General features: G+C 45.2%; 16 protein-coding genes. 2 read left to right on the top strand and 14 right to left on the bottom strand.

Features of this window, described 5'->3' with window-relative positions; genetic code table 11:
• Window positions 1-42: 42 nt before the first annotated feature.
• Complete coding sequence (locus JK628_RS07310; protein WP_202288849.1) at window positions 43-2,880, bottom strand: M16 family metallopeptidase; 2,838 nt, start codon at window positions 2,878-2,880, stop codon at window positions 43-45.
• Window positions 2,881-3,371: 491 nt separating this feature from the next.
• Between JK628_RS07310 and JK628_RS07305 the strand changes: the two genes are divergently transcribed.
• Window positions 3,372-4,622: a dicarboxylate/amino acid:cation symporter gene (locus JK628_RS07305; protein WP_443019991.1), complete on the top strand. Its 1,251-nt coding sequence runs from the start codon at window positions 3,372-3,374 to the stop codon at window positions 4,620-4,622.
• A gap of 95 nt (window positions 4,623-4,717) precedes the next feature.
• Entirely contained in the window at window positions 4,718-4,906 is a 189-nt protein-coding gene (locus JK628_RS07300) for a hypothetical protein (protein ID WP_202288847.1), read from the top strand.
• A 57-nt stretch (window positions 4,907-4,963) separates the two neighbouring features.
• Here the strand turns inward: JK628_RS07300 and JK628_RS23270 are convergent, their stop codons facing one another.
• From JK628_RS23270 to JK628_RS07175, 13 genes are all read right to left on the bottom strand, one after another.
• Window positions 4,964-10,279, bottom strand: coding sequence for a calcium-binding protein (locus JK628_RS23270; protein ID WP_272931648.1), 5,316 nt, complete (start codon window positions 10,277-10,279; stop codon window positions 4,964-4,966).
• Window positions 10,280-10,316: 37 nt separating this feature from the next.
• Window positions 10,317-11,630, bottom strand: coding sequence for an HlyD family type I secretion periplasmic adaptor subunit (locus tag JK628_RS07230; protein WP_202288845.1), 1,314 nt, complete (start codon window positions 11,628-11,630; stop codon window positions 10,317-10,319).
• A gap of 10 nt (window positions 11,631-11,640) precedes the next feature.
• Entirely contained in the window at window positions 11,641-13,353 is a 1,713-nt protein-coding gene (locus JK628_RS07225; protein WP_202288843.1) for a type I secretion system permease/ATPase, read from the bottom strand.
• A 172-nt stretch (window positions 13,354-13,525) separates the two neighbouring features.
• Window positions 13,526-14,656: a sodium ion-translocating decarboxylase subunit beta gene (locus tag JK628_RS07220; RefSeq protein WP_202288842.1), complete on the bottom strand. Its 1,131-nt coding sequence runs from the start codon at window positions 14,654-14,656 to the stop codon at window positions 13,526-13,528.
• An 8-nt stretch (window positions 14,657-14,664) separates the two neighbouring features.
• Window positions 14,665-16,473: a sodium-extruding oxaloacetate decarboxylase subunit alpha gene (gene oadA / locus JK628_RS07215; RefSeq protein ID WP_202288840.1), complete on the bottom strand. Its 1,809-nt coding sequence runs from the start codon at window positions 16,471-16,473 to the stop codon at window positions 14,665-14,667.
• Between the two features lie 17 nt (window positions 16,474-16,490).
• The gene (locus tag JK628_RS07210; protein ID WP_202288839.1) at window positions 16,491-16,736 is read right to left on the bottom strand and encodes an OadG family protein; all 246 of its coding nucleotides are present in this window, start codon (window positions 16,734-16,736) and stop codon (window positions 16,491-16,493) included.
• Window positions 16,737-17,223: 487 nt separating this feature from the next.
• Window positions 17,224-18,477 carry a BatD family protein gene (locus JK628_RS07205; protein ID WP_202288838.1) on the bottom strand — a complete coding sequence of 418 codons (1,254 nt, stop codon included), beginning with the start codon at window positions 18,475-18,477 and terminating at the stop codon, window positions 17,224-17,226.
• The gene (locus tag JK628_RS07200) at window positions 18,470-20,047 is read right to left on the bottom strand and encodes a vWA domain-containing protein (RefSeq protein WP_202288837.1); all 1,578 of its coding nucleotides are present in this window, start codon (window positions 20,045-20,047) and stop codon (window positions 18,470-18,472) included. Before JK628_RS07200 ends, JK628_RS07205 begins: the two co-directional genes overlap by 8 nt.
• Window positions 20,037-21,038 carry a VWA domain-containing protein gene (locus JK628_RS07195; protein ID WP_202288835.1) on the bottom strand — a complete coding sequence of 334 codons (1,002 nt, stop codon included), beginning with the start codon at window positions 21,036-21,038 and terminating at the stop codon, window positions 20,037-20,039. The genes JK628_RS07200 and JK628_RS07195 overlap by 11 nt, the downstream gene beginning before the upstream one ends.
• Window positions 21,028-21,495 carry a DUF4381 domain-containing protein gene (locus JK628_RS07190; RefSeq protein WP_202288833.1) on the bottom strand — a complete coding sequence of 156 codons (468 nt, stop codon included), beginning with the start codon at window positions 21,493-21,495 and terminating at the stop codon, window positions 21,028-21,030. Before JK628_RS07190 ends, JK628_RS07195 begins: the two co-directional genes overlap by 11 nt.
• The gene (locus JK628_RS07185) at window positions 21,492-22,430 is read right to left on the bottom strand and encodes a DUF58 domain-containing protein (RefSeq protein ID WP_202288832.1); all 939 of its coding nucleotides are present in this window, start codon (window positions 22,428-22,430) and stop codon (window positions 21,492-21,494) included. The genes JK628_RS07190 and JK628_RS07185 overlap by 4 nt, the downstream gene beginning before the upstream one ends.
• The gene (locus JK628_RS07180) at window positions 22,427-23,404 is read right to left on the bottom strand and encodes an AAA family ATPase (protein WP_202288830.1); all 978 of its coding nucleotides are present in this window, start codon (window positions 23,402-23,404) and stop codon (window positions 22,427-22,429) included. The genes JK628_RS07185 and JK628_RS07180 overlap by 4 nt, the downstream gene beginning before the upstream one ends.
• Before the next feature lie 105 nt (window positions 23,405-23,509).
• Complete coding sequence (locus JK628_RS07175) at window positions 23,510-25,060, bottom strand: arylsulfatase (protein WP_202288829.1); 1,551 nt, start codon at window positions 25,058-25,060, stop codon at window positions 23,510-23,512.
• Window positions 25,061-25,375: the final 315 nt, after the last annotated feature.

Here is a 25,375-nt window from a genome sequence, read left to right as displayed (position 1 = left end):
CATCTGGGACTACATCATCTATATAGGGTCTCCCCGCTTGCTTTACAACTGTAAAACCTCAATTGGATAACCAAGTGTTGATAATTCAGACTCTATCTTAGCTCGGTCACCGACAATTAGGATTAGCATATCGTCAATTTTCAACTGGCTTTGGGCCAATGAATTCAACTCATCGAGTGTGACGTTATTCGTGATTTCAGTTTGCTGCTCGTTGTAATTATCATCCAAATTATAACGTTGGATATTACGCATCAAACCGGCTTTCTGGTAAGGTGTTTCGTATTTTAGTGCCTTAGATTGTGAGATAGAGTTTTGCATAAAGGCAAGCTCATCCTCGGTCATCCCCGTCGCTTGAAATCCATTAATCTCTTTAATAAATTCCACTAAGGCTGCAGTTGTCACATCGCTACGTACGCTGGCCGTTGCCTGATAAAGACCTTGCTCAGGTCCTCCAGAAAAGAAGCTTCTGGCGCCGTAAGTGTATCCCTTGTCTTCGCGAAGATTGAGGTTGATACGGCTATTAAATGCCCCTCCCAGCGGGTAGTTCATCAAGTATGACTTGAAAAAAGTTCCCGTTGCATCGTAAGGCAGTGCACGTTTACCAATCTTTATGACTGACTGCGCCGCTTCTGGCTTATCGACAATGTAGATTTTCCCGCCTGAAAACTCAGGAAGCGCTGCCAGTTGAGGAAGTGGTGTTTTAGCCCCAGCCCAACTGTTCAAGCCACTAAGCTTGGACAGCATTTGCGCTTCGTTTAGATTACCGACCGCCACTATTTGTGCATTACCCGCTGTATATTGACGCTTATAGAAGGCTTTAACATCATCTAAGGTAATTGCTGTTACTGACGCAATTGAACCACCACTGCTAACCCCAAACGGGCTCTTATCACCGTATAGCAATGTACCAAATGCTCGCGAAGCCAAATAGTTTGGCTCAGTCAGCTGTCGTTGCAGGTTCTGTAAAATCTGTTGCTTGACGCGGTCAAAATCAGCTTGATTGAATGCGGGTTCAAACAGTTTCTCTTGTACAATTTTCATTGTCGCATCAAGATTTTCTGTTAACGATGAAACCTGCAATCGACTTTGATAGCCACTAGCACCAAAACTGATATTACTGCCGAGCATCTCTAACGCTTGGGTTAGTTCCTCAGAACTACGCTTGAGGCTTGACTCATTCATCATTGACGCCGTTATAGATGCCAGACCGGCTTGCTCAACATCAAGTATACGATGGCCACCATTGAGATAAACTACCACTTCCACGGTAGGTGTTTCGTTAGTTTCAGTACCTATTACTTCAATACTATTAGCCAATTTCCCCTGCCATAGCGTAGGTACCTTCAACTCTGGTGCGGCACCTACTGGCGGCACTATATTACGATCAAACGCTGAGCTAATTTGTGGTTTTACCTGCAGCTCTTGAACAGCGACTGCAGCTACCTTTGCTATTGGCGCGACAAAATTATCAGCTTTAGCAATAAGCTGTTTTTGCCCCTGAGGCACAACACTCATCACTACCATAGGCTTATCTTTAATATATTTATTAAAGACTCGCATAACATCCTCTTTAGTGACGTTGGCATAACGTGCCAAGTCAGACCCTATCATGTTGGGGTTGCCGGAAAACGTTTCGTTAAATGCAAGACTAGAGACTTTTACTTGCACGCTTTGCAGGCCAAAAATAGTTCCTGCTTCAAAGTTTACTTTCACTTTTTCTAGATCATCATCGGTTACACCGCGTTGCTCGAACTCGGTTACCGAGTCGCGCATGATCTTTTCTAAATCTGCGAGCGAGCCACCTTGGGCTGGATTTGCTAATGCGTACATTGAAAACTGACAAGCCAACTCCTGGCATGGATGACTCACACCAGCTTGAACGGCATAGCCGTCTTTAACTAGATTTTTATAAAAAATGGAAGTTTTACCACCACCTAAAATATTAGATAGTAGGTCCAACGCCGGCTCATCTTCGTGGCGAGCATAAACCGTTGGCATTGCCATTTTAATCAAGGGCAGATGCACTCTGTCTTCCATCGACAGGTAACGAGTCTCATCCAGAGTCACTAACTCTTTTTGCGGTGCTTTAACTTCAGGACCCGTAGGGATTTCACCAAAATACTTGTTAACCCAAGCTAGAGTCTGGATCTCGTCAAAGTCGCCACCAATCGTTAATGTGGCGTTATTAGGCCCATACCAACGCTGGAAAAAGTGCTTAACATCTTCAACATCGGCACGGTCTAAGTCTTCTGGCCAACCGATTACAGGCCATGAGTAAGGGTGACCCTGAGGATAAAATGCTTGATCAAAGCGCTCACCCATTCGACCATAAGGGCGGTTATCGATACGTTGAGCACGCTCGTTTTTAACCGTCTCACGTTGCACTTCAAATTTTTCTTCTGTTAAGGCGGGTAGGAAAAAGCCCATGCGGTCTGATTCTAACCACAGCATTTTCTCTAACTGATTATTGGGCACAGTTTCAAAATAATTGGTTCTATCGGTATTGGTTGTACCATTAAGGTTACCACCAGCTTCAGTGACCATTTTGAAATGCTGTTCGTCGGCAACATGCTGTGAACCTTGGAACATCATGTGCTCAAACAAGTGCGCAAAGCCCGAACGCCCGACGAGTTCACGCCCTGAACCGACATGATAAGTCACATCAACATGTACTAACGGATCAGAATGGTCTTCATGCAAGATAACCGTTAAGCCATTGGCTAATTGATATTTACGATAGGGAATACCAACATCCTGTCCAGAAAAGCTTACCGACTCAAGTAAAGTCACTCCTGCGGGTAACGTTGTTTCAGCCTGTTGTTGACCGGCACATCCAAATAACGCTGCGCTAACTGCAGCGGCTAACATCCATTTCTTCAATTGTTATCTCCTTCGCCTGAATGCGATATAGTTTTACATCTGATCCGTAAGCTATGCTTGGCACTAGTATTACCTACTCGGCTCGAAACAACCAGCAAGTCATAATCAGTTAAACACACCTACTACGTAAAAAAAATTACGCTTTTTCCTAACAAAATATTGCTAACACCTAATCATAATCGAACAGCCGATCTCACTCTAACTTTGAATCTATTGTGTTTTTTAGACTTTAGTTAGTCTATTACTGCTATGTTAGCCAAACGTTAACTGTTAATATAATTAAAACAAACTTTTATATGACAATAAGTTATAACTAAATCGGTTTGTGATGCAAGGTGATCTATCTATAGAATGCCGACGATAGGGTAACTAAATGTAAACCTTCACAGCATTGAAGTGTTAGTTTCCGAGCAGACAACTGCAAAAAATTAAGTGACATCTTAGTCGCTTATTACAAATGAAATAACAATAATATATTTGGAATATTGATAATGTGGCAAGTAATTAAAAACATCCCTTTTTGGCAGAAGGTATTAGCTGCCTTTATACTTGGTGCCACGGTTGGTGTCATTTTTGGTGAGTCGGCGACAGTATTAAAGCCTTTAGGTGACCTCTTTATCAGCGCAATTAAAATGCTGGTCGCACCGCTTATTTTCTGCGCCATCGTTGTGAGCATTACTTCTCTAGGCTCAGAGGCGAATCTGAAAAGGTTAAGTTTTAAGACGTTAGGCATGTTTATGTTTACCGGTACTATTGCCTCCCTTATCGGCTTAACCGTTGGCTCGCTGATTGATATGGGCGGCTCAATGGAACTTGTTGCCACCGAAGTTAACGAGCGTCATGTACCAGGTTTTGCGCAGGTACTACTGAACATGGTACCGGTTAATCCATTTGCCTCTCTAGCAGAAGGTAAAGTACTTCAAATAATCGTATTTGCAGCACTCATTGGCATCGCAATCAATAAAGTCGGCGAAAAAGCAGCACCCTTAAAAAGAACTATTGAAGCGGGCGCCGAAGTCATGTTCCAGTTGACTCGTATGGTATTACAACTAACACCAATTGGCGTGTTTGGTTTAATGGCATGGGTGGTCGGCGAGTATGGTTTATCGATGCTGTTACCCCTTGGAAAGTTCATTGGTGCTATCTATCTAGCAGCGCTAATCCATATTATTTTTGTCTATGGTGGACTGGTAAAATTCGCAGCTAAATTAAGCCCACTGCAATTTTTCAGGAAAGCAATACCGGCACAGTTAGTGGCATTTACCACGGCTTCAAGTTTCGGCACTCTGCCAGCAAGTACTCGTAGTGCCGAATCAATGGGCGTATCAAAACGTTATAGCTCATTTGTACTGCCACTCGGTGCAACCATGAACATGGATGGTTGTGGTGGGATCTATCCCGCGATTGCCGCAATTTTTATTGCGCAAATTTATGGTATCCCTCTTGATATGACTGATTACATGCTGATAGCGGTGACCGCGACAGTGGCGTCAGTAGGCACAGCCGGCGTACCTGGCAGTGCAATGGTCATGCTTACCGTCACCTTAGGTGTCGTAGGCCTGCCACTTGAAGGTATTGCATTTATTGCTGCGATTGATCGTATCATCGATATGATCCGTACTGCGACCAATGTTACCGGTGATATGATGACCGCCGTTGTAATCGGCAAATCCGAAGGTCAGCTGGATCAACAGCAGTTTTATGCTGAAGACAGTACTAAAACCGCGCCTATTGCTAATTAGTAAGATTAGCATTAATGAAAAGGCCGCAATTGCGGCCTTTTTCATTTATACTTTAAAATCATATCGCTAAGTGATTAATATCAAGGGTGTTAAGTATGGCTAAGATGTTTATTCTTCCACTGCTATTGTCTCTCGCATGGGCACTATTTCTTAACTACAACGGTGTGCCGCTAAAGCAGGGGAAAAAAGGGTTTATCTATATAATCGGCATTAGTTTAACCATCATTATGGCTTTAGGTTTTCTGCTTTGGCTTACCGCAGGTCAAAATATTCGTAGTTGGTAAGCTGGCTGCAACACCAGTCCATTGATGTGCCTGACTCGACAATCAGGCGCTATCGTATCAGCCTAATGCTTCATCATTTAACGAAATACCACCAATATCTGTGTCACTCCAGATCACTACATCGCCTTCATCACTGGAAAAGATGTAGCCTTGTAGTTCATCAATATCAACGCCCTCAGCCTCATATTTTTCACGAAGTTCAGCGTCCATATCTTGGCTACTTAAAGTACTGTCTGATTGAGTCCAATTGCCATCGCCTGTAAGGTCAATATTTTCACTGCCGACGACTAAGAAGTTATTCTCAAAGGGATCATGGTTATCGTTACCAACAATGCCATCACCATCACTTTGCTGATAGATTTTATCCAGTGACAATAGTAACTGAATATCACTGACCCCATCGTCGACAATAAAGGCTTCCATGTTTTGGATGCCAGCGCCTGCCATATCAATAATTTCGTCATTAACACTAGAGATTTGCAGTACGTCAAACCCATCGCCACCGTCGTAACTAAAGCTATCGCTATTCATGCTGCCGTCGGCGTTACTAGCAAAGTCACCTCTATCAAAAACAATCGTGTCATCACCGGCACCGCCAAACATTTGATCTGCACCGCTACCGCCATCTAATGTATCACTGCCACTATCACCAAATAAGATATCGTCACCACTACCACCAGCCAGATTATCGTCGCCACTGCCGCCGTATAGCTCATCATTGCCACTACCACCATCAAGCTTGTCATCACCATCACCAGCAAAGAGCAGATCGTTACCACTTCCGCCACTGAGTTGATCATTACCCACATCGCCATAGAGCTGGTCACTACCACCACTGCCGATGAGCTTATCATCACCCTCGCCGCCAAATAGTTGGTCATTACCACCACCACCGATGAGCTTATCGTTACCCGCTTCGCCAAAGAGCATGTCATCGCCCGAGCCACCACTTAATGTATCGTTGCCGTCACCACCAAATAGTTGATCGCTACCACTGCCTGAGCTAAGCGAGTCATTGCCCAAGCCCCCTTCAAGTAAATCAGCCCCCGCTCCCGAAGTAAGCGTATCATTGCCCTCGCCGCCTGATAGCTGGTTATTGCCGTCGCCAGCATTGAGACTGTCAGCGCCATCACCACCACTAAGGTCGTCATCACCTCCACCTGCGATGAGCACGTCATCTCCTTCGCCACCACTTAGGGTATTATTACCCGAGCTAGTCTCAATCCTGTCGTCACCGCCACCTCCTGATAGATTATCATGCCCGGAACCTGCAAGAATAAAGTCATCTCCATCGCCGCCAGTCACAGTATTGTCACCATCACCTGCGTCTATGGTATCGCTGCCTGCACCTCCAGAGATAACATCGCTGCCAGCACCTGCTACTAAGGTGTCGTTACCGCCATCACCGCTGATCTGGTTGTCGCCATCGCCAGCATCGATGCTGTCATTACCATCACCACCAGAAAGGATATCACTGCCACTACCGACTACAATGCTATCGTTTCCAGCGCCGCCGCTAACTTGATTATGGCCCTCTCCAGCAAGAATAGTATCGTTGCCATCATCGCCAGCAATAACGTCATTACCGCCACCCGTGGTGATAGTGTCATCACCAGTTCCGCCACTGATAATGTTATCTCCCGCGCCCGCTTCGATGCTGTCGTTATCATCTCCGCCATCGATAGTATCGTTGCCACTGCCGGTAATAATGGTATCCTCACCGACGCCACCTTCTACAAGGTTATTACCAAGATTGGACTCTAGATGATCATTGCCTTCGCCACCGATTAAGCTGTCATTACCACTACCACCATAGATAACATCATCACCAACGCCGCCATCGAGCGTGTTATCACCTAATTCACCATGCAGTTCGTCAGCTCCTTCACCGCCAAGTAAATGGTCATTGCCAGCACCAGCAAATAATCTATCATCATCTGCGCCGCCGCTAATCACATCGCTACCTAGACCACCCAATATGATGTCTTGCCCCTCACCACCATCAACGACATCATTGCCGCTACCAGCATCAACAAAGTCATCACCCACACCGCCTATAACGGTATCATCACCATCATCAGCATAGAGTAGATCATCACCGGATCCACCATCAAGTATATCGGCACCATCTCCGCCATATAGCTGGTCGTTGCCTTCGCCACCACTTAAGCTGTCTTGTCCTGCTTCACCGTGAAGCTGATCCTCACCGCTACTGCCATGAATATTATCCTCACCATCGCCACCGAAGAGCAAATCATCCCCTTCTTCACCGTCAATAACATCGTCACCTGAGCCACCAAAAACTAAGTCAGCTCCAATGCCAGCACTGACCGTATCATTGCCACTACCCGCATCAATGAAGTCATCACCATCTTCAGCGTATAATGTGTCATCCCCATCACCACCATAAACAATATCGTCACCGGTGCCAGAATTCACGGTATCACTACCTGTGCCACCATAAACCTCATCTGCCCCCGCTCCTGTGTTTATGGTATTTTCGCCGGCTTCGCCTAGGACGATATCGTTACCATCACCAGTATCGATATTATCGATGCCATCACCAGCAAATACCGTATCATTACCATCACCAGCAATTACCGTATCATCGCCAGTACCAGCAAAAATAAGATCATCACCTTCCTCTCCTAATATTGTATCGTCACCACCGTCACCATGAAGCTCGTCATTGGCGCTTGCTCCAAGCAGTAAATCATTGCCATCGCCCCCAGCGAGTAAACCGGCTTCGTTTTCGGCATGAAGGATATCGTTACCCGCGCCGCCATATAGCTCATCGTAACCTTCACCACCTGTTAACTCATCATCTCCAGCTCCACCAAACAGAATGTCATCGCCTTCACCGCCCAATACTATGTCACTACCTTCACCAGCAAAAATAGTATCATCACCCGCCTGCCCCAATAATTCATCATCACCATCATCCCCCACTAGCACATCAGAACCCACTCCACCCGTTAAAAGGTCTGCTCCAGCGCCACCGATAAGAGTGTCATCGCCTTCTCCCCCTTCAATGATGTCATCTCCTTCACTGCCATCAAGCGTGTCGTCCCCTACGCCACCAATTAATACATCACTCCCCTCTCCACCATAAAGAGTATCGTTGCCCTCTCCACCGTCTAAATAATCGTCTCCACTACCACCATGAAGTAGGTCATTACCTGTACTGCCATCAATGGTGTCATCGCCAGCTTGAGCGTAAACGGTATCATCGCCATCGCCAGCGGCTATCACATCATTACCAGCACCAGCATCGACAATATCGCTACCGGCACCAGCAATGATGCTGTCGTGTCCCGCACCACCAACTAATACATCATCGCCAGCTTGTGCAGTAATAGTGTCGTCACCACTACCACCATCGATCTCATTATCACCAGTCCCAGAGGTTAAAATATCGTCTCCCGCTCCTCCACTCAGCTTATCGTTGCCAGCGCCACCTTCTATAGTGTCGTTACCATCACCGCCGTTAAGAATGTCATTTCCATCACCGCCAGAGACTAAGTCATCGCCATCTTCAGCATAAATAATGTCATCACCTAAGCCTCCCTGCACGTCATCGTTTCCGGCTCCAGAATATATTCGGTCATGACCCAACCCAGCAATGACGGTGTCATTACCGTCATCAGAAAAGACTAAATCATCACCGTCTCCAGTATTGATACTATCCGCATCGACGCCCGAATAGACTGTATCATTGCCATCACCAGTATCGATGATATTGGCTCCAGAACCTGAATAGATGTGGTCATCACCAGCACCACCAATGAGAGTGTCATCGCCTATACCGGCATAAATTTGATCATTCCCCTCACCGCCATCGATGACATTATCGCCATCACCGCCATATAGAGCATCATTGCCAGAGCCGCCGCTGATATTGTCACTACCAGATTCAGCATAAACTAGATCATCCCCCTCACCGGCGAGAATAATATCTTCCTCATTACCACCATATATCGTGTCATTTCCTGAACCAGCATCGAGTATATTGGAACCGCTATAGCCATAAAGTACGTCGTCACCATCGCCACCGGAAAGTACATCATCTCCTTCTCCGGCATGTAGTTCATCATTACCGTCCCCCCCGGTTAAGGTGTCATCACCTGTTTGGCCGAATAAGAGATCATTGCCTTCCCCTCCAACCAATTGATCAGAACCACTGCCAGCAAGTAAAACGTCGTCTCCAGAACCACCTTGTAGCTCATCACTACCACTACCTCCGATGAGTGTGTCGTTACCCTCCCCTCCGACTAAACTATCGTCACCTTCATCCCCTTGCAAAACGTCATGCTCGGCACCACCACTCAGGCTGTCATCTCCCTTACCTCCTATGAGTTGATCTTGTCCATCATTGCCCTCAAGTAAGTCATCGCCATCATCACCTAAGAGCAGATCATCACCATCGCCGCCATAAAGTGCGTCATCACCAAGCTCACCCATTAAGAAATCATCACCACTGCCACCGCTTAAATGGTCATCACCATCGCCGCCCATGAGTGCGTCTTGTCCCTCGCCCCCGATAAGAGCGTCTTGCCCTTGACCTCCCATCAACAAGTCATCACCCAAACCGCCGTGTAGCTCATCGTTATTAATTCCGCCATCTAAGATGTCGTCACCTTCATTGCCATACAGCACATCTTCGCCCTGCTGCCCCATGATATGGTCGTCACCCATTCCGCCCTCTAGAGTATCGTCATATGTATTAAGTGCGAGTAACTCTATTGAATCAATATCAATGTCAACATCGGCGTCAACACCTGTAGTCACGAACTGAAACTCGATATCACCAGATACATCAAGCTGATCCTCTGTCAGTTCGAAATCTATCTGAATAGTACCGTCAGCAAGTTCGGTAGCAGTACCGGAAGCAACGATGACCATAGTGCCATTCTCTCCCGGAGCGTAGACATTAACCGTCAGTTCAGCGCCTTCAGCTAAAACAGGGCTATCTTCAGGCACTGCGACATTTAGTTGAAAATTGTTGCCTTCACTACCAACAAAGTTACCTACATTCACTGTTTGAGTTGTCGGGGTGTCGGCACTTATCGGCGCTAAACCTTCATTACTGGAAAATACGTTCTGCTCTACCCCCCAAGCAGTCGTTTCTTCCGTTTCAACCACCTCCTCAAAAGGTACTTCCCCTAATGCTTGGTCTCCCAAAATAAAATCTTCACCTGCGTCACCGGATATCTCATCATCTCCTTCGCCGCCAACTAAATAGTCGTCTCCCCCTTTGCCGCCAATAATGTCGTTACCTTTACCACCTTCTAGATGGTCATTACCGTCAGTGCCTTCAAGATGATCATTACCATCATTGCCGACAAGAACTTCCTCATCATTGATTCCATCCATAACCGTATTCCTTATTCAAAAATGCAATGTATGCTGATTAACTTTCTCTGAAGGCAAGCTCGAATGAGCTACCTAACGGCGACAACAAATACTCAAGTAACGTTCTAGGCTGTAATACAATGAACACATCGGCTGACATACCTGGATATAACTTGATATTGGATTGCTTACTATTACCGGGGGTGAGCTTAACTTTGACTAGATAACCTTCTGGCTGTCCTGCAGCAGAAGCAAAAAAACGGTCTGCGGATACATGTATCACTTCGCCAGACATCGGAACTGCATCTCGGCTGTCATAGGCTGTGAGCCGCACTTGAGTAAGCAAACCTGCGTGAACAACATCAATATCTTCGGGGCGTACATAAGCTTCGACAATCATCTCATCCGTTTCAGGCACTAGCTCCATCAATATTTGCCCTGGAGAAATAACGGCACCGATAGAGTGAATCGCCATTGCTACCACCGTTCCACTGTGCTGGGCAGTGATGGTGACATGCTGTTTTTTATCCGTTTGAGCAGAGAGTCTATGCAGACCCTCATCCCTTATCTGCCGCTGCTCTTGAAGCTGTTGCGCCCAATGCAACTCTCGATTAGAACTGTCCGCAGCGTGACTTTGATTTAGCTCCCCCAACCTTGCTGTAGTTACATCAACCTCTGCGCGTAACTGCGCTAATAGTCCTTCAACGCCTGACTCACTGCGTTGTATTGCCAAGTGACGCGATTTAGAGACAAAGCCGTCATCTAACAAACTGGCATTCATCTGCACCTCTTCCTGCACCAAACTAAGTTGTTTCTGGGTCGCTTTAAGCCTTAGTTGAACGCCTTTGAGGCTATGCTCCAACTGATTTTTTTGGAAATGAAACTGTTGATTTAACATGTGAGAATCTGACGTTTGTCGCTCAAACATTAGCTGCTGCATTATCATTATTTGTGTTACTTCATCTCTTTGTTGATGCTCTAAAACCAGTGATGAAAAAACTAGACCAGATTGACTCGCTAGCCCTTTACCCGCGAGTAATGGCGTGAGCCTATCTATTTGCGCTTGTGCTCGTACTGTCTTTAATAGTATTCGTTGAAAGTCGGCTTCCACTTGCACATCACTTAACTCAATAAGTGTTTGTCCTTTTTCTACATGCTGCCCTTCAAAAGCCAATATCTGCTTAACTTGCCCGCCATGTAGATGTTGCACTTTTTTTCGTTGCGACTCCGCCACAAGCTTACCTGGTGCAATCGCTGCGGCATCAATCTTGGTTAAGCTTGCCCAAAGAATAAAACCGCCCACCGCGAAAGTGATGATCGAGAAACCAAACACAATCACTTTTCGGGTATTAAACTCAATAACATCATCCATGATCTTTTCCTTACTGATTTGCCGCAGGTTTATCTATTGATTGCACCGCGTTTTCAGTGCGCTCACTTATCTCATGTATATCTGAGATAAATTTTTCTTTAGGCCCTGCCTTTTCGATATAGCCATCACGCAGACAAACAACCCAGTCCATTTGCCGTAAAAAACCGGCTCTATGGCTGATCATAATGACGGTGATCCCTTGCTCCTTACAGTGCTGGAGCACTATCGCTAACGCGACTTCGCCTTCAGGATCGAGGTTAGAATTGGGTTCATCGAGAATGAGTACTTTAGGTTTACTAAACAAGGCTCTAGCAAGCGCAAGCCGTTGCTTTTGCCCACCACTTATTTGGCTAGCGGCCTCTCCAAGCTGCGTCTCATAACCTTGAGGCAGAGCGATAATGAGTTCATGTACACAGGCAAGGTGTGCAGCTGCAACAATATCTTTAGGCTCCGCATCGCTGAAGCGGCAAATATTTTGGGCTACAGTGCCTGAAAGTAACTCTACATCTTGTGATACGAAACCAATATAACGACCGAGATCATCGCCATTCCACTGGTTTAGACATGCTCCATCAAGCTTTACCTTGCCGCTTGTCGGCGCAACAATTCCCATTAGAAGTTTGGCTAAAGTCGATTTACCTGAGCCACTTGGCCCGATAATGGCCAGTGATAATCCTGCTTGCAGCCTAAAATTAATGTTGGTCAATATCGGTTTGTTCTGACGGTCTACCGCAAAGCTTACTCGTTCAAGTAAATACTCCCCCTTGGGTGCAGGTAGAGAGGTCTTTTTCTCCTCTGGCGCTCTCTTTAACGCCACTTTTAAGCGTTGGTATGCTTGCCAGCTAGACTCCCAGTTTTTCCAGCAGCCAACAGCCTGTTCTATGGGTGCCATTGCGCGGCCGAGAATAATCGATGCAGCGATGATCTCACCAGTACCCAGTTGCTGCGTCAAAACAAGCCCAACACCGATACCAATAATGGCAACTTGCAGTAAGGTGCGTGTCAATCGAGTCAATACCAGCATCATGCTAACTTTGTCCGCCACACTCCACTGCAAGCCCAGTAACTGTTGATGGCCTTTTTGCCAATGTCTCGCGACATCACCGGCCATCCCCATCGCTTGTAATGAGCTTGCATGTCTTAAAATATCATTGATCTGCATACCACTTTTAATAACAGCTTTAGACGCCGCATCTTGTGGCGGCTTAGCGGCGGCTTTAACACCAAAGGCTAGTAACGACAGCACAACTGCACCTAATGTTGCAGTTATACCCAGTAGTGGATGCAAGCCAAATAGCACAATTAGAAAGATAATCACCCATGGAGCATCAAATATTGCCGTGGTTGATGGGGTAAGCAGTACGGTTCTGACTTCACGAACATCGAGCAAACTTTGCTTACTGATAACTCCTTGCCGCGCTGATTCTTTAATCGCTTCATGCACTAAGAGTGAGCTCAACTTCATTTCAAGTTTGAGACCAGTTTGCTGTAATAATTTATTTCGAACAAAGTCTAAAGAGGCCTGAACGACTAGAAGAAATACAACGATAAGGGTTAGATTCAAAAGCGTGTGGTAACTGGAACTTGCGATGACACGACCAAACAATTGCAAACTATAAATGGGTAATGCCAACATCAACAAATTGACAAAGATACTAAATATCGCTACATACTTTAATTCCATTTGTAGTGAGCGAATAATACTATTGAAGTGATTATTCATATATTCGCACTCCATTGCGAAAGATACTGCAGGGGCTTAGTGATTTGTGGTTAAGTGATCCTTAGTATAGCCAACTGCACAATTTAATTTGCTTGAGATAAAAAAAATCCCATACTCAAAAAGTATAGGATTGATTTAATTAATTAAATTATTCGCTATTTTACATAAATCGTTAGCCAAGCACGGCAAGTAGTACACCTGCGGCAACCGCACTGCCTAACACGCCAGCCACATTGGGGCCCATAGCATGCATCAACAAGAAGTTCTGATTATTCGCTTCAAGACCGACTTTATTAACCACTCGCGCCGCCATAGGCACTGCTGATACACCCGCAGCCCCTAACAGTGGATTAATCTTACCACCTGACAGCTTGCTCATTAGCTTAGCCATTAACACGCCCGTCGCTGTACCAATACCAAACGCAACTGCACCGAGCACCAAAATGCCTAAAGTTTCAATTTGCAGAAACTGATCGGCAGATAATTTAGAGCCCACTGCGAGTCCTAGAAAAATGGTGACTATATTTATCAGCTCATTTTGCGCAGTGTTAGATAATCTATCTACCACACCTGACTCGCGCATTAAGTTACCTAAACAAAACATGCCGACCAATGGTGTTGCAGCTGGAAGGAATAAAATGGTTAACCCCAACACCATGAGCGGGAAGATTATTTTTTCCTTCTTACTCACTTCACGCAGCTGTTCCATCTTGATCTTACGCTCAGACTCTGTTGTTAGTAGCCTCATAATCGGCGGTTGAATAAGCGGCACTAACGCCATATAGGAGTATGCAGCAACCGCAATAGCACCAAGCAGATCAGGAGCCAGTTTGGAGGCTAAGAAGATAGCTGTAGGCCCGTCCGCTCCCCCAATAATCGCAATTGCGGCGGCGTCTTGCATTGAAAATTCAAACCCTGGCACTAGGTTTAAGCCTATCGCCCCTAGCAAGGTGGCAAAAATACCAAACTGCGCTGCCGCGCCAAGCAGTAACATTTTAGGGTTAGCTATCAATGCTCCAAAATCAGTTAATGCCCCCACCCCCATAAAGATCAGCAGTGGGAAGATCCCCGTTTCAATACCCACATGATAAGCAAAGTAGAGCAAACCGCCTTCATCGGTAAATCCACCATTAGGAATGTTAGCTAAAATAGCGCCAAACCCTATGGGTAAGAGTAACAACGGCTCAAAACCTTTTGCGATAGCCAGAAACAGTAATAGGCAACCAACACCCATCATTAACAGTTGGCCTGGAGTAAAATTGGCAATGCCGGACTCAGACCAAAAGGCAATTAATCCTTCCATGACGACTCCTAAGCTAAGGCTAACAGTTGACTACCAACTGATACCGAATCACCCTCTTTAACCCAAACCTGAGAGATCACTCCATCTGCCTCGGCCCTGACTTCGGTTTCCATCTTCATCGCTTCTAAAATAATAACGACATCGCCCTCTTTTACTGTGTCACCCGCAGAAACATGCACTTTAAAAATATTACCTGAGAGCGGTGCATTTTGTTCTAGCTTAACGACCGAGGTATCAACCGCAGCAATTGCAGTAGGGGCTGCAAAAGGAACCACATTTTCAGCTGGCGTAATGTCACTAATGTCACCACCTTCGGCCACTTCAACAACAAAGCGCTGTCCTTGCACTGTGACAGTATAAGTTTCCGGCCCTTGCTTACTTACTGCTGCCGCCTCCGCTTTGTTAGCTTGCTCAAGCGCTTTTGCAGCCACTTCAGGCTTAGGTTCAAACGCGTCAGGATTATTGCGGTTCTTAAGAAACTTAAGACCAATTTGCGGGAACAATGCGTAGGTTAATACGTCATCATCGACCTCTGTTGATAAGCTAATCGCCTCAGCGTTGGCTTTTTCAGCTAACTCTAAACGTAATCGGTCTAGCTCAGCTTCAAGCAGGTCTGCTGGACGACAAGTGATTGCTTCGGCTCCCGCTAAAACGCGTCGCTGTAATTCACTATTCACCGGGGCTGGGGTTGCACCATACTCTCCCTTAAGTACGCCTTCAGTCTCTTTAGTAAGCGATTTATAACGCTCTCCGGTCAGTATGTTAATCACCGACTGGGTGCCTACAATTTGAGAAGTTGGTGTAACTAAAGGTAGAAAACCTAAGTCTTCACGAACACGCGGGATCTCTTCTAGCACTAAATCCAATTTGTCAGCGGCACCCTGCTCTTTAAGCTGACTTTCCATGTTGGTTAGCATACCGCCAGGAACTTGGGCGCGAAGAATGCGTGAATCAATCCCCTTAAGCTCACCTTCGAATGCTGCATATTTTTTGCGTACAACTCTAAAGTAAGCGGCTATCTCTTCCAATAACGCCATATCATAACCGGTTGCCCTGTCAGTATCCTCAACCATTGCAACAAGCGTTTCCGTCGCGCTATGGCCGTATGTCTGGCTCATCGATGAAATGGCGGTATCAAGGACATCTATGCCCGCTTCAATCGCTTTTAGGTATGTGGCGCTGCTTAGGCCTGTTGTTGCATGGCAATGTAGCGAAACCGTCAAATCTGTTTGAGATTTGATTTGGCTAATCATGTCAAAGGCATCGAATGGTTTTAGTAACCCTGCCATATCTTTAATACACAAGGAGTGACAGCCCATATCTTCAAGGCGCTTAGCCATGTCAATCCAGGTGTCCGTCGTGTGCACAGGGCTAGTGGTGTAAGAGATAGTCCCCTGGGCATGAGCGCCAACCTCAACGACTGACTTAACCGCAGTTTCAAGGTTACGCACATCATTCATGGCATCGAAAATACGGAATACATCTACACCGTTAGTGTGAGCACGTTCAACAAAACGGTTAACTAAATCATCAGCGTAGTGGCGGTAGCCTAAAAGGTTTTGTCCTCTAAGCAGCATTTGTTGAGGCGTATTAGGCATGGCTTTTTTAAGCTCTCTAATACGTTCCCATGGATCTTCACCAAGATAACGAATGCAAGAATCGAACGTAGCGCCACCCCATGATTCAAGCGACCAAAAGCCAACTTTATCGAGCAATGGTGCGATGGGTAACATATCTTCGGTACGCAACCGAGTAGCGAGAATGGATTGGTGAGCATCTCTTAAGACGACATCGGTTAAAGCCAGTGGCTTGCTCATGGTAAACTCCCTACTTATTATGCTTTTTGACGGTGTTGATGAATTGCAGAGGCGATAACGGCTGCCATTAAAGGGCTCACTGCGGGTTTACTTACTGCCGGTTGGCGAGGTTTATCGGCTGCTTTCTCTTGGGGTACTGGCGCATATTTTTTGGCAACGAGCTTCATTGCCAAAATCAATGTTCCTAAAAACACAAACACCAAAGACATGCCGAGTATCATGATCCCCAGCGCATCGGTTAACTGCTCTGATATTGTTTCCATCTCTTCCTCTCACCAGCCCTGAATTTACTTAGAAAAAATCGCTGTAACCAAGTTGCCCGCACCTCAGTCACCCAGTTAACAACCACGCAACTAAAGTAACGTGAAATGGATATTTATTCACTACTAGATCGCAAGTTATGCATTTTTTGCGACTTCGATCGAATAATAAATAGCTCAATGACGCGTTTAGCAATCAAAAACAATAACCAATCTATAACAAAATAGCGAGCCCTTTGTAAATTGGTCATACCAAAAAGGATGTAAATATCACGCCACCAATGATAATTCTTCAATTTATAAGCACAATAAATGATGATTCATTAGCCTTATCACGAAACAGGCTAAATATTTATAATCTGAATGTTGAATTGAAGGATAATGATTTCAGCTATGAGAACAGAGACTCAATAAAACGGCGCAGATGAAATTTTATGCAGTCACCGACTAAGCTAAGCAGTGTCATTTAAATGAGTGATCAACGAGCACATTATTTTATTAAATATCTAAGCGCTTCTATGATGGAAAGCTTCTCTCCCTCTTTAGGCTTGAATGGATTGCTATTGTTTTCAGCTACAGAGTTAAAGCATGCTCTAAATAACTCTGATATAAGCTGGTGTTTTTTATGTTCTTCTACTGAAGCTGGCAACGGTAACGAAGGTTTTATTATTGCGGGGGCAGATAACTTGTCACCACGTAGATACAATAGATTGATAAATTCTCGCCAATTTCCGGCTAACAGTGCTTTGGTCAATTTAACGCGTATTGGCAGTACTAATCTTTTTAATCCAGGCAAAATCAATAAAGTGGCTGTAGATGTGACAAGAGCAAACAACACCCATTCACGACCCGTACTGCTCCCGGCTACGTTGAGTTCAATTTCAGCGAAGTTTAATCGATGCAAACCAAAGTCAGGTTCCCACCACATAATCTCTTCTCCTCCAACGATAAATCTACCGCCGTCTTCGACAATATAGTGAAGTTCTTGACTCAATATTGCGCTGTTTTCTCCACGGTTATTGTTGTCAGTCAGTTTAGCTTCAAGCGCAGTCACATTAACGCCATCAGCTGAGGTAATTAAAATTCGGGGGATATTCATTGCAGGAAGGTTAGCAACAGAGATCTTGATTCTACGCTTAATCACATCACCAACATTGTAACTAGGCTGCGATACCGACCACTGGTCCTCAATCAATACCGATTCTGAAACGATATATTGTTCTGCATTTTTAAGACTGGCAGGAATATACGCGTAAAGAGCAATCGCGTCCGACATCAAGGTTGCAGTCTTAGACTCTCCACTGCTGCTATCCATGTATTTGATTTTAAATCTAAGGCTCGGTACTTCAATAACACCTTTATGTTCAGGGTAAAGATACAACTCCCAGATCTGAGAGGAGAGCGCTTGCCCTGCGCTTGTTCTGCTGCCGTTAATGGCAAATGAAGATGCTTGAGACAATCGAGCACTGGACATCGAAGGTAAATCAAACTCAGTGCCGCCGTTAAAAAAACCGTTAACGAGCAGTTCAAATCGCAACACAACTTGCTCACCGACAACAGGGTGAACGTTAGACACTTGAGTCAATATTTGGCTCGATGGCGTTACTGTTTTTACAGTATTAATCGCAGCAATATCAGCGGATATCGCACTACTGCTGATACAAATCATACCAAAGAGACACAGTGCCACACACTTATACTGCAGTGCTAAATGAAGGGTAAAATGGCCAGACTTGCTAATCATTCCTCTCCTCCTTAGCATTGTTGCTGCCCGCCTTGGGCGCTAATGAGCTAGATTCTTGTTGAGACATGTTGTACTGAACTTGGAAATTTGCAGCTAAAAACTGCTGTGGATCTTTACTGATATCCCTTAACCACTGCTCTTTTTTGGTTTCACTATTTAATAACTCCTCAACTGATAACTGCTGTAGCTCAACTTGTATTCTTCCCACTTGCGGTTTATCAGCGCCAAGATTCATGTCTGTCATATCGTCGGGGCTAATCGACTCCGGCGGGTTTTCCTCTTGTTGGCTCTCTCCAAGCTGCTTTATCTCTTTTATAAGCTGAGTCACTATTTGTAGATTCTTTCTAGCACCAGGGAAATCTGAGTCTATCTCGAGTAACAATTGATATAGCATCTTTGCTTTACTGTAGTTACGTCCACGAGTGTAGCTCATTGCTAGATTAAAAAGGCTCTGCAAATCGTCCTGCTGCCGATATAACTTAGCCGCTTTGCTGTACTCTTTTGCTTGATAATAAGCACGAGCCTTCCAGCTAGGGTCTTTAAAGCGTAATGCAGCTTCTTGATAATCTCCCTTGTCGTAATAGTACTGCCCTTGCTGATCGGCACTAAAGAACCAGTCGAGCCATTGCGCGTGCGCTGGCGCAGGTATCAAACTGACACATAGCACGATAGAAGTAGCCCAATAGAGACTAAAGCCTCGGCGAAAAAACAGTAGTAATAGCAGTGCTGCCGGGTAAAGTATCCAATATCCTTGATTAACCATCTGACTCGATTTGCCGATAATGTCCTGCTCAAGCTTTGTTATTTGCTTAAGCCAGCTATCACCGCCAGACAACAGGCTATCAGCTTTGATAACCGTAAAGCCAAGCTCGGCTGCTGCAGACTCGGCTGATGCCGTCAGTGAGGCAAATAGCACTCGTGCATCTTGTGCATCTGTGAACTTAGCCAATGCTCGACCTTGGACCTCAAAACCATCCGATAAAATAAGTAAGTCAAAACCAAACTTCTTTGCATCGGGGATCGCTGTAATAACACCGATCAAACTATCAATATCATCACCGTCAACGGGCATGATTTGCGGCGACATATAGCCCAAATATAAGGTTAGCAACTCAAACTGATCTGATGGTGGTAATACTTGGTGACTGCTGCCTGCAAATGCTACCAATGCCATAGGCCTCGAACTGCCGCGATTTAATAGTTGCGACGTCAGTAATTTTGCTCGCTCTAGATGGCTTATACTACCTTCACTGTTTAACATCGATTGCGACAGATCTACCGCAATAATCAACGGCGCTTTAATGTCATCGTCACTGGGTTTTAGCCAGCTTGGTCCGGCCAATGCAATGATGATCAAGCTTGCCGTGAGCAACGTTAGCCCTATAGGTGCTTTAGTGGATCTTTCACTATTCTGCATTGAGAATACTTTTGCTAAGTGGTTTGCTATGACCCCTTCTCCAGCCTGTTGCTGCGCCGTTTTTCGATTGCGCCAAAGGCCATACATTAGTAAACCTATAGGCAGGAATAGCCACAACCAAAGTGGCTCAGCAAATGCAAAACTACTTAACATCAGCCCGCTCCTTATTTGCCATCGCAGCTGAGATGGTTAGTGCTAGCCACACAAAAAGATAGATAACCAGCATAGGCCCCATAAGCCAAGGATATAGGTCCAACTTAGGTAAGTAACGTTGTTGCTGATACTGTGCCGGTGCAATTTGATTTACCTGTTGCAAAACCTGCTCAATAGCGCCAGTGCTATTACCTTCAAATGCCTGGCCGGCAGTAATATTGGCAATTTTATTGAGCGTATTAAAATCGACTTTATCATCTCCCTCGGTATCAACTGATCCCATACCTAAGGTAAAAATTTCTATCCCATCGGCAGCAGCCATTCTGGCGGCATCTACAGGATCTAATCTAGAACTCGTATCGCTACCATCTGTAACTAACAGCAGTATTCGCTCCGTGCTATTGGACTCATCAAAAGCACGAATACTTAAACCTATCGCATCACCAATTGCGGTAGCAGGGCCTGCCATCTGCGTATCCATTTGATCTAATAATGTCTGCCAAAGCAGAGTGTCTTCAGTAAAAGGCACTTGTAAATATGCCCCAGAGCCAAAAACAATCAGCCCTAGCCTGTCGCCGCTACGCTGCTTTGAAAAAGTGTTCAGCAAGAATTTAAGTGCTACTAAACGAGAGACCTTACCTTTCTCTTGCAGTTGATAATCTTGCTGTTCCATTGATTGAGAAAGATCGACCGCTATCATCAGATCTCGCCCGGTCTTTTGCGTAACGATGGGCTCACCTAACAAGACAGGTCTTGCTAAACAGATGATGATCGCCAACCAACTCAGCACTAACGCTATAGCTTGGATACGTTTTCGCTGTTTAACTTGGCTACCTGACGTGGGAGCTTGCCCTGTCGCCGCTACTAATCGAGCAAAAAAGGGCACATAGATAGAAGCTGTAGGCTGCAGGTAGGCGGGAAATATTCGGAACACGAAGGCCGGTAAGACAATAAGTGTAAGCATCCATGGATAATCAAGACTAATGCTCAAAGCGATGCTCCTTTACCCAACGCTGGCATAGCTGATTCAGCTTAGAAAAGTCACTTTTAGATAGATGCTGCGAAAGGTGTTTAGACGATTGATAGTTTAACGCTTCAAGTCGTATTAACTGCATCTCAGTAAAAATCGCTTCCGGGCTACTGTTCATTATGAGCCGATACCAAGGCCCCCCTATTTGGCTTAATTTATTGTCACATTGCATTGCTAGCATTGCTGTTCGCCGCATGACTTGATTCATGACGGCCGCATCATGCACCGTCAGAGATTGCAATTGCCTCAATGCAGCTCGTCGATAGGCATTGGCAATCCAGCGCCGCCTTTGTCGAACAATAACGACGATCAAAAAGAGTAATACAACAAACATTATCCCATACCAACCTGGTTCTAACGGCCACCAGGGGATTGATGCTGGCAGCGGTATATCCACCAGTTGAGTCACCAGGTTCATAGCGGTTCGCCCATTAACAAACGACTTAACTGAGTAATCACAGGCTCATAGGTATTAACTAGACCCACAGGCAACGCGCTGGTTAGCGTCGCCTTTTTCAAACTCGCTAAGCGTTGCTGATAAAGATCATCGTATTTCTGCTGATTGTGGGCATTGGCTTGAATACTAATTTGCTGTTCCCCATAAGAAACACTCAAACCATGGGCTGCAGTTAAATCATCTTCTAGTGGATCTTGGATAACAAAAAGCAGTACATTCGATTTTTGAGAGAGCAGTTCCAACTCAGCTAACTCTTCAATTTCAACCCCCTCTATGTCAGTGATTAATATCATTACACTTTGACTGTTTAACGTAGCAATTAACGGTCTAACTTGAGAGAGTAAGGAACTGGTTGTTGTCGATTGTTTACTGTTTTTAAGTGATGCTAAATCCAATTGATTATTGGCTGTCACTATCGCTTCGAGTAGCTGGATAACATTATTGCTGCTGCGTTTAGCTGACATTTGTACTATATCGCTGCAACCGATAACCGCGCCACCAACGCGATCTCCACCATCAAAGACTTGCCATGCTAACAACGCCGCCAGGTGAGCTGCTGTAACCGACTTAGTATTGACTTGGCTGCCAAAAAACATCGGTAAGCGTTGGTCAACAATAATGTGTACCGGTCTGTCAGTTTCTTCGGAGTAGACTCTCACATAAGGTTTACCGAGTCGCGCTGATACTCTAGAGTCGATTTGGCGTATATTGTCGCCCGCTTGATACTGCCGCAGCTCTTCAAAATTCAACCCACGACCTTTTATACGCGATGCATGCCTACCCGAGAGCATTCCTGCAGGTCGGTAATGCGGCGACAATGACAAGTGACGACTATCTTGTCGCAGCCCTATTAGCGCACTTAAGCTGGTATAAATTCGCGGATCTAGCTTGCTCATAAGACAGGAGTCACCCTTACAAGCTCTTTAACCACATCTTGAGCACTTTTACCGTCAGCGACAGCGGCATAAGAAAGCATGATCCGGTGGCTAAGTACGGCCATTACGACCGCCCTCACGTCATCAGGATCAACATAGTCTCTTCCCTCAAGCACCGCATGCGCACGTGACGCCTTATCAAGTGCAATAGAGGCTCTTGGGCTGGCGCCAATTTTTATGTATTGATGCAACTCACTCTGAGGGTATCTTTCTGGCTTTCTTGTCCCCATCACTAAAGCGACGATATATTTTTCAATACTCTCGGACATAAACACCTCATGCACTAAGCTACGCGCCTGCATTATCAACGCTTCAGCATTATCTATCTTTATTGCGGGGCTATCATTTCGAACTTCTTGACCTCGGGTTAAGCGAATAATCGCAAGCTCTGTGGCATCTTCAGGGTAATCGATCACTATTTTAAATAAAAACCGGTCCATTTGTGCTTCGGGTAATGGATAGGTTCCCTCTTGTTCGATAGGATTTTGTGTCGCCAATACCAAAAATACCGCTTCCATTGGATGGCTAGTATTGCCGATGGTGACTTGCCGCTCTTCCATCGCTTCAAGCAGAGCAGACTGCACTTTAGGGGGGGCTCTATTGATCTCATCCGCGAGCAATATATGGTTAAAGATTGGGCCTGGATTAAAATCAATTTGGTTACTAGCGGAGGATGATAACGCTTCGTAGCCAATAACGTCGGAAGGCAGCAGATCAGGGGTGAATTGCACTCGGCCTTGAGATAGCTGCAGCAGATCCGCAAGTGTTTTAACTGAGCGAGTTTTTGCAGTACCTGGCAACCCCTCGAGTAGCACATGTCCATCAGCCAACAGCGCTAATACAAGCCCTCTTACGACATGCTCCTGACCTAGAACCTGCTGCTGTAAGGCAGTTTGTAAATCATTCAGCTGTGAATATATCGCTTGGCTTTCCATACAATAGCTTTCCTTTTTACCCGTTTCCATTTTTAAAGGACACTTATTGATGAGTATCATTTAAAAATAGAAAAAGGGCGCAAGCGCCCTTAATAATACAAACTGCTATTTACTGGCAGGCTGCTGCAACTTCTCCATCACTTGGTCTAAGCTGAAGCTTGCCGCTTTTTGACTTGGTGGGTATTCCTTGAATGTCTCAAGGAATTTACCGACATAGGCTTGGGCCGGCACCAACATAAACGCTCTGTCTAACATCCAATCCCAGTAGGTATTCGAGGTTATGTCGGCGTTTTCGTATGGATCCGTTCTCAAGTTATAAATTTTTGGCAGTCTTAGCACGACAAACGGCTCGGCCCATAGTGCTAGCGTACCGACCATTCTCTGCTCCATAAATACCAGCTTCCAGTTTTGGAAACGAAGCGCGGCTAAGTCGCCATCATCGGTAAAATAGAAAATCTCTTCACGAGGAGCCTTTTTATCTTTACCCGTTAAATAGGGTAAAAAATTATAACCGTCGAGGTGATTTTTGAACGTCTTACTACCCGCCTTATGGCCCTTTAATAGCTTATTTTTCACATTGCTATCACCCGCAGCGGCAGCAAACGTCGGTAACCAGTCCATATGATGCATAATGTCATTGGATACAGAACTAGCTGCTATTTGTCCGGGCCAACGTACCATGGCTGGTACACGGTAAGCCCCTTCCCAGTTGGTGTTCTTTTCACCTCGAAATGGTGTTGTTCCCGCATCAGGCCAGGTATTCATATGAGGGCCGTTGTCGGTTGAATAAAAGACAATGGTATTATCTTTTATGCCCAACTTATCAACGGTATCAAGCAATTGCCCCACATGGTTATCATGCTCAATCATACCATCGGTATAATTACTCAAGCCACTTGAGCCTTGTAGTTCAGCTTTAATGTGGGTACGAAAATGCATGCGAGTACCACTCCACCAAACAAAGAATGGTTTTTTGGCTTTTACCTTTCGTTGCATAAAATCTATAGCTGCTGCAACTGTCTCATCATCCACCGTTTCCATACGTTTCTTCGTCAATGGTCCTGTGTCTTCAATCTTTCCGTCAGCAGAAGACTTGATGACGCCACGTGGACCAAACTTCTTACGAAACTCAGGGTTCTTGGGGTAATCAATATTTTCAGGCTCCTCTTCAGCATTGAGATGATACAAATTACCAAAGAACTCATCAAAGCCGTGATTTGTTGGCAAGAATTCATCTTTATCGCCTAAGTGATTTTTACCGAATTGGCCTGTTGCATAGCCCATAGGTTTGAGGATTTCTGCGATGGTTGCATCGGAGGCCTGTAAACCGATATCAGCTCCAGGCATTCCCACCTTAGATAAACCGGTACGAAATACACTTTGCCCAGTGATAAAGGTAGAACGGCCCGCAGTACAAGATTGCTCACCATAATAATCGGTGAACATCATTCCCTCTTTGGCGATGCTATCAATATTGGGGGTTTTGTAGCCCATCACTCCAAAGGTATATGCGCTGATATTAGATTGACCAATATCGTCGCCCCAGATCACGAGAATATTGGGTTTGTCAGCCGCAGCCGCGCCGAAGGACATTAACCCAGCGGTAATAGATAGCAGAGCAAACTTTTTAGTAAATTTATTGCGAAGTAGCGTCATAAAAGATCTCCGTTCTTTAATACAAACTTGTTTTTATACAAACCTGAATTCACCCTGCGCAAAAAGCGACTTCCAGAATGACTACGACAAATATAGTTGCTAACATTAAAAACACACGCTTACATAGTGTAATTAACTAAATTTGCAACTATTAACCTCTAGCGATAGGTAAATGAACCATAAGCAAAGACCTTTTGGGTGGTTTTTGTGATCTCTATAAAATCGAACTTTCACTTCTAGCGTTAAATCCAAACAGGAACTGATTGTTTTGTTAAAGCATTTCCAAGATTTGCTCAACTCGACTTTCATACAAAA

It is taken from the genome of Shewanella sp. KX20019, from assembly GCF_016757755.1.
Taxonomy (GTDB): Bacteria; Pseudomonadota; Gammaproteobacteria; order Enterobacterales; family Shewanellaceae; genus Shewanella.
Note: the sequence above shows the minus strand (reverse complement) of the source record. Positions and strands in the feature narration are given on the sequence as shown.

Bases quoted from the DNA above. Each gene is read 5' to 3' on its own strand.
- JK628_RS07305 (WP_443019991.1), top strand. From the start codon at position 3,372: ATGTGGCAAGTAATTAAAAACATCCCTTTTTGGCAGAAGGTATTAGCT.
- JK628_RS07300 (WP_202288847.1), top strand. From the start codon at position 4,718: ATGGCTAAGATGTTTATTCTTCCACTGCTATTGTCTCTCGCATGGGCA.
- JK628_RS23270 (WP_272931648.1), bottom strand. From the start codon at position 10,279: ATGGATGGAATCAATGATGAGGAAGTTCTTGTCGGCAATGATGGTAAT.
- JK628_RS07230 (WP_202288845.1), bottom strand. From the start codon at position 11,630: ATGGATGATGTTATTGAGTTTAATACCCGAAAAGTGATTGTGTTTGGT.
- JK628_RS07225 (WP_202288843.1), bottom strand. From the start codon at position 13,353: ATGAATAATCACTTCAATAGTATTATTCGCTCACTACAAATGGAATTA.
- JK628_RS07220 (WP_202288842.1), bottom strand. From the start codon at position 14,656: ATGGAAGGATTAATTGCCTTTTGGTCTGAGTCCGGCATTGCCAATTTT.
- oadA (WP_202288840.1), bottom strand. From the start codon at position 16,473: ATGAGCAAGCCACTGGCTTTAACCGATGTCGTCTTAAGAGATGCTCAC.
- JK628_RS07210 (WP_202288839.1), bottom strand. From the start codon at position 16,736: ATGGAAACAATATCAGAGCAGTTAACCGATGCGCTGGGGATCATGATA.
- JK628_RS07205 (WP_202288838.1), bottom strand. From the start codon at position 18,477: ATGATTAGCAAGTCTGGCCATTTTACCCTTCATTTAGCACTGCAGTAT.
- JK628_RS07200 (WP_202288837.1), bottom strand. From the start codon at position 20,047: ATGTTAAGTAGTTTTGCATTTGCTGAGCCACTTTGGTTGTGGCTATTC.
- JK628_RS07190 (WP_202288833.1), bottom strand. From the start codon at position 21,495: ATGAACCTGGTGACTCAACTGGTGGATATACCGCTGCCAGCATCAATC.
- JK628_RS07185 (WP_202288832.1), bottom strand. From the start codon at position 22,430: ATGAGCAAGCTAGATCCGCGAATTTATACCAGCTTAAGTGCGCTAATA.
- JK628_RS07180 (WP_202288830.1), bottom strand. From the start codon at position 23,404: ATGGAAAGCCAAGCGATATATTCACAGCTGAATGATTTACAAACTGCC.
- JK628_RS07175 (WP_202288829.1), bottom strand. From the start codon at position 25,060: ATGACGCTACTTCGCAATAAATTTACTAAAAAGTTTGCTCTGCTATCT.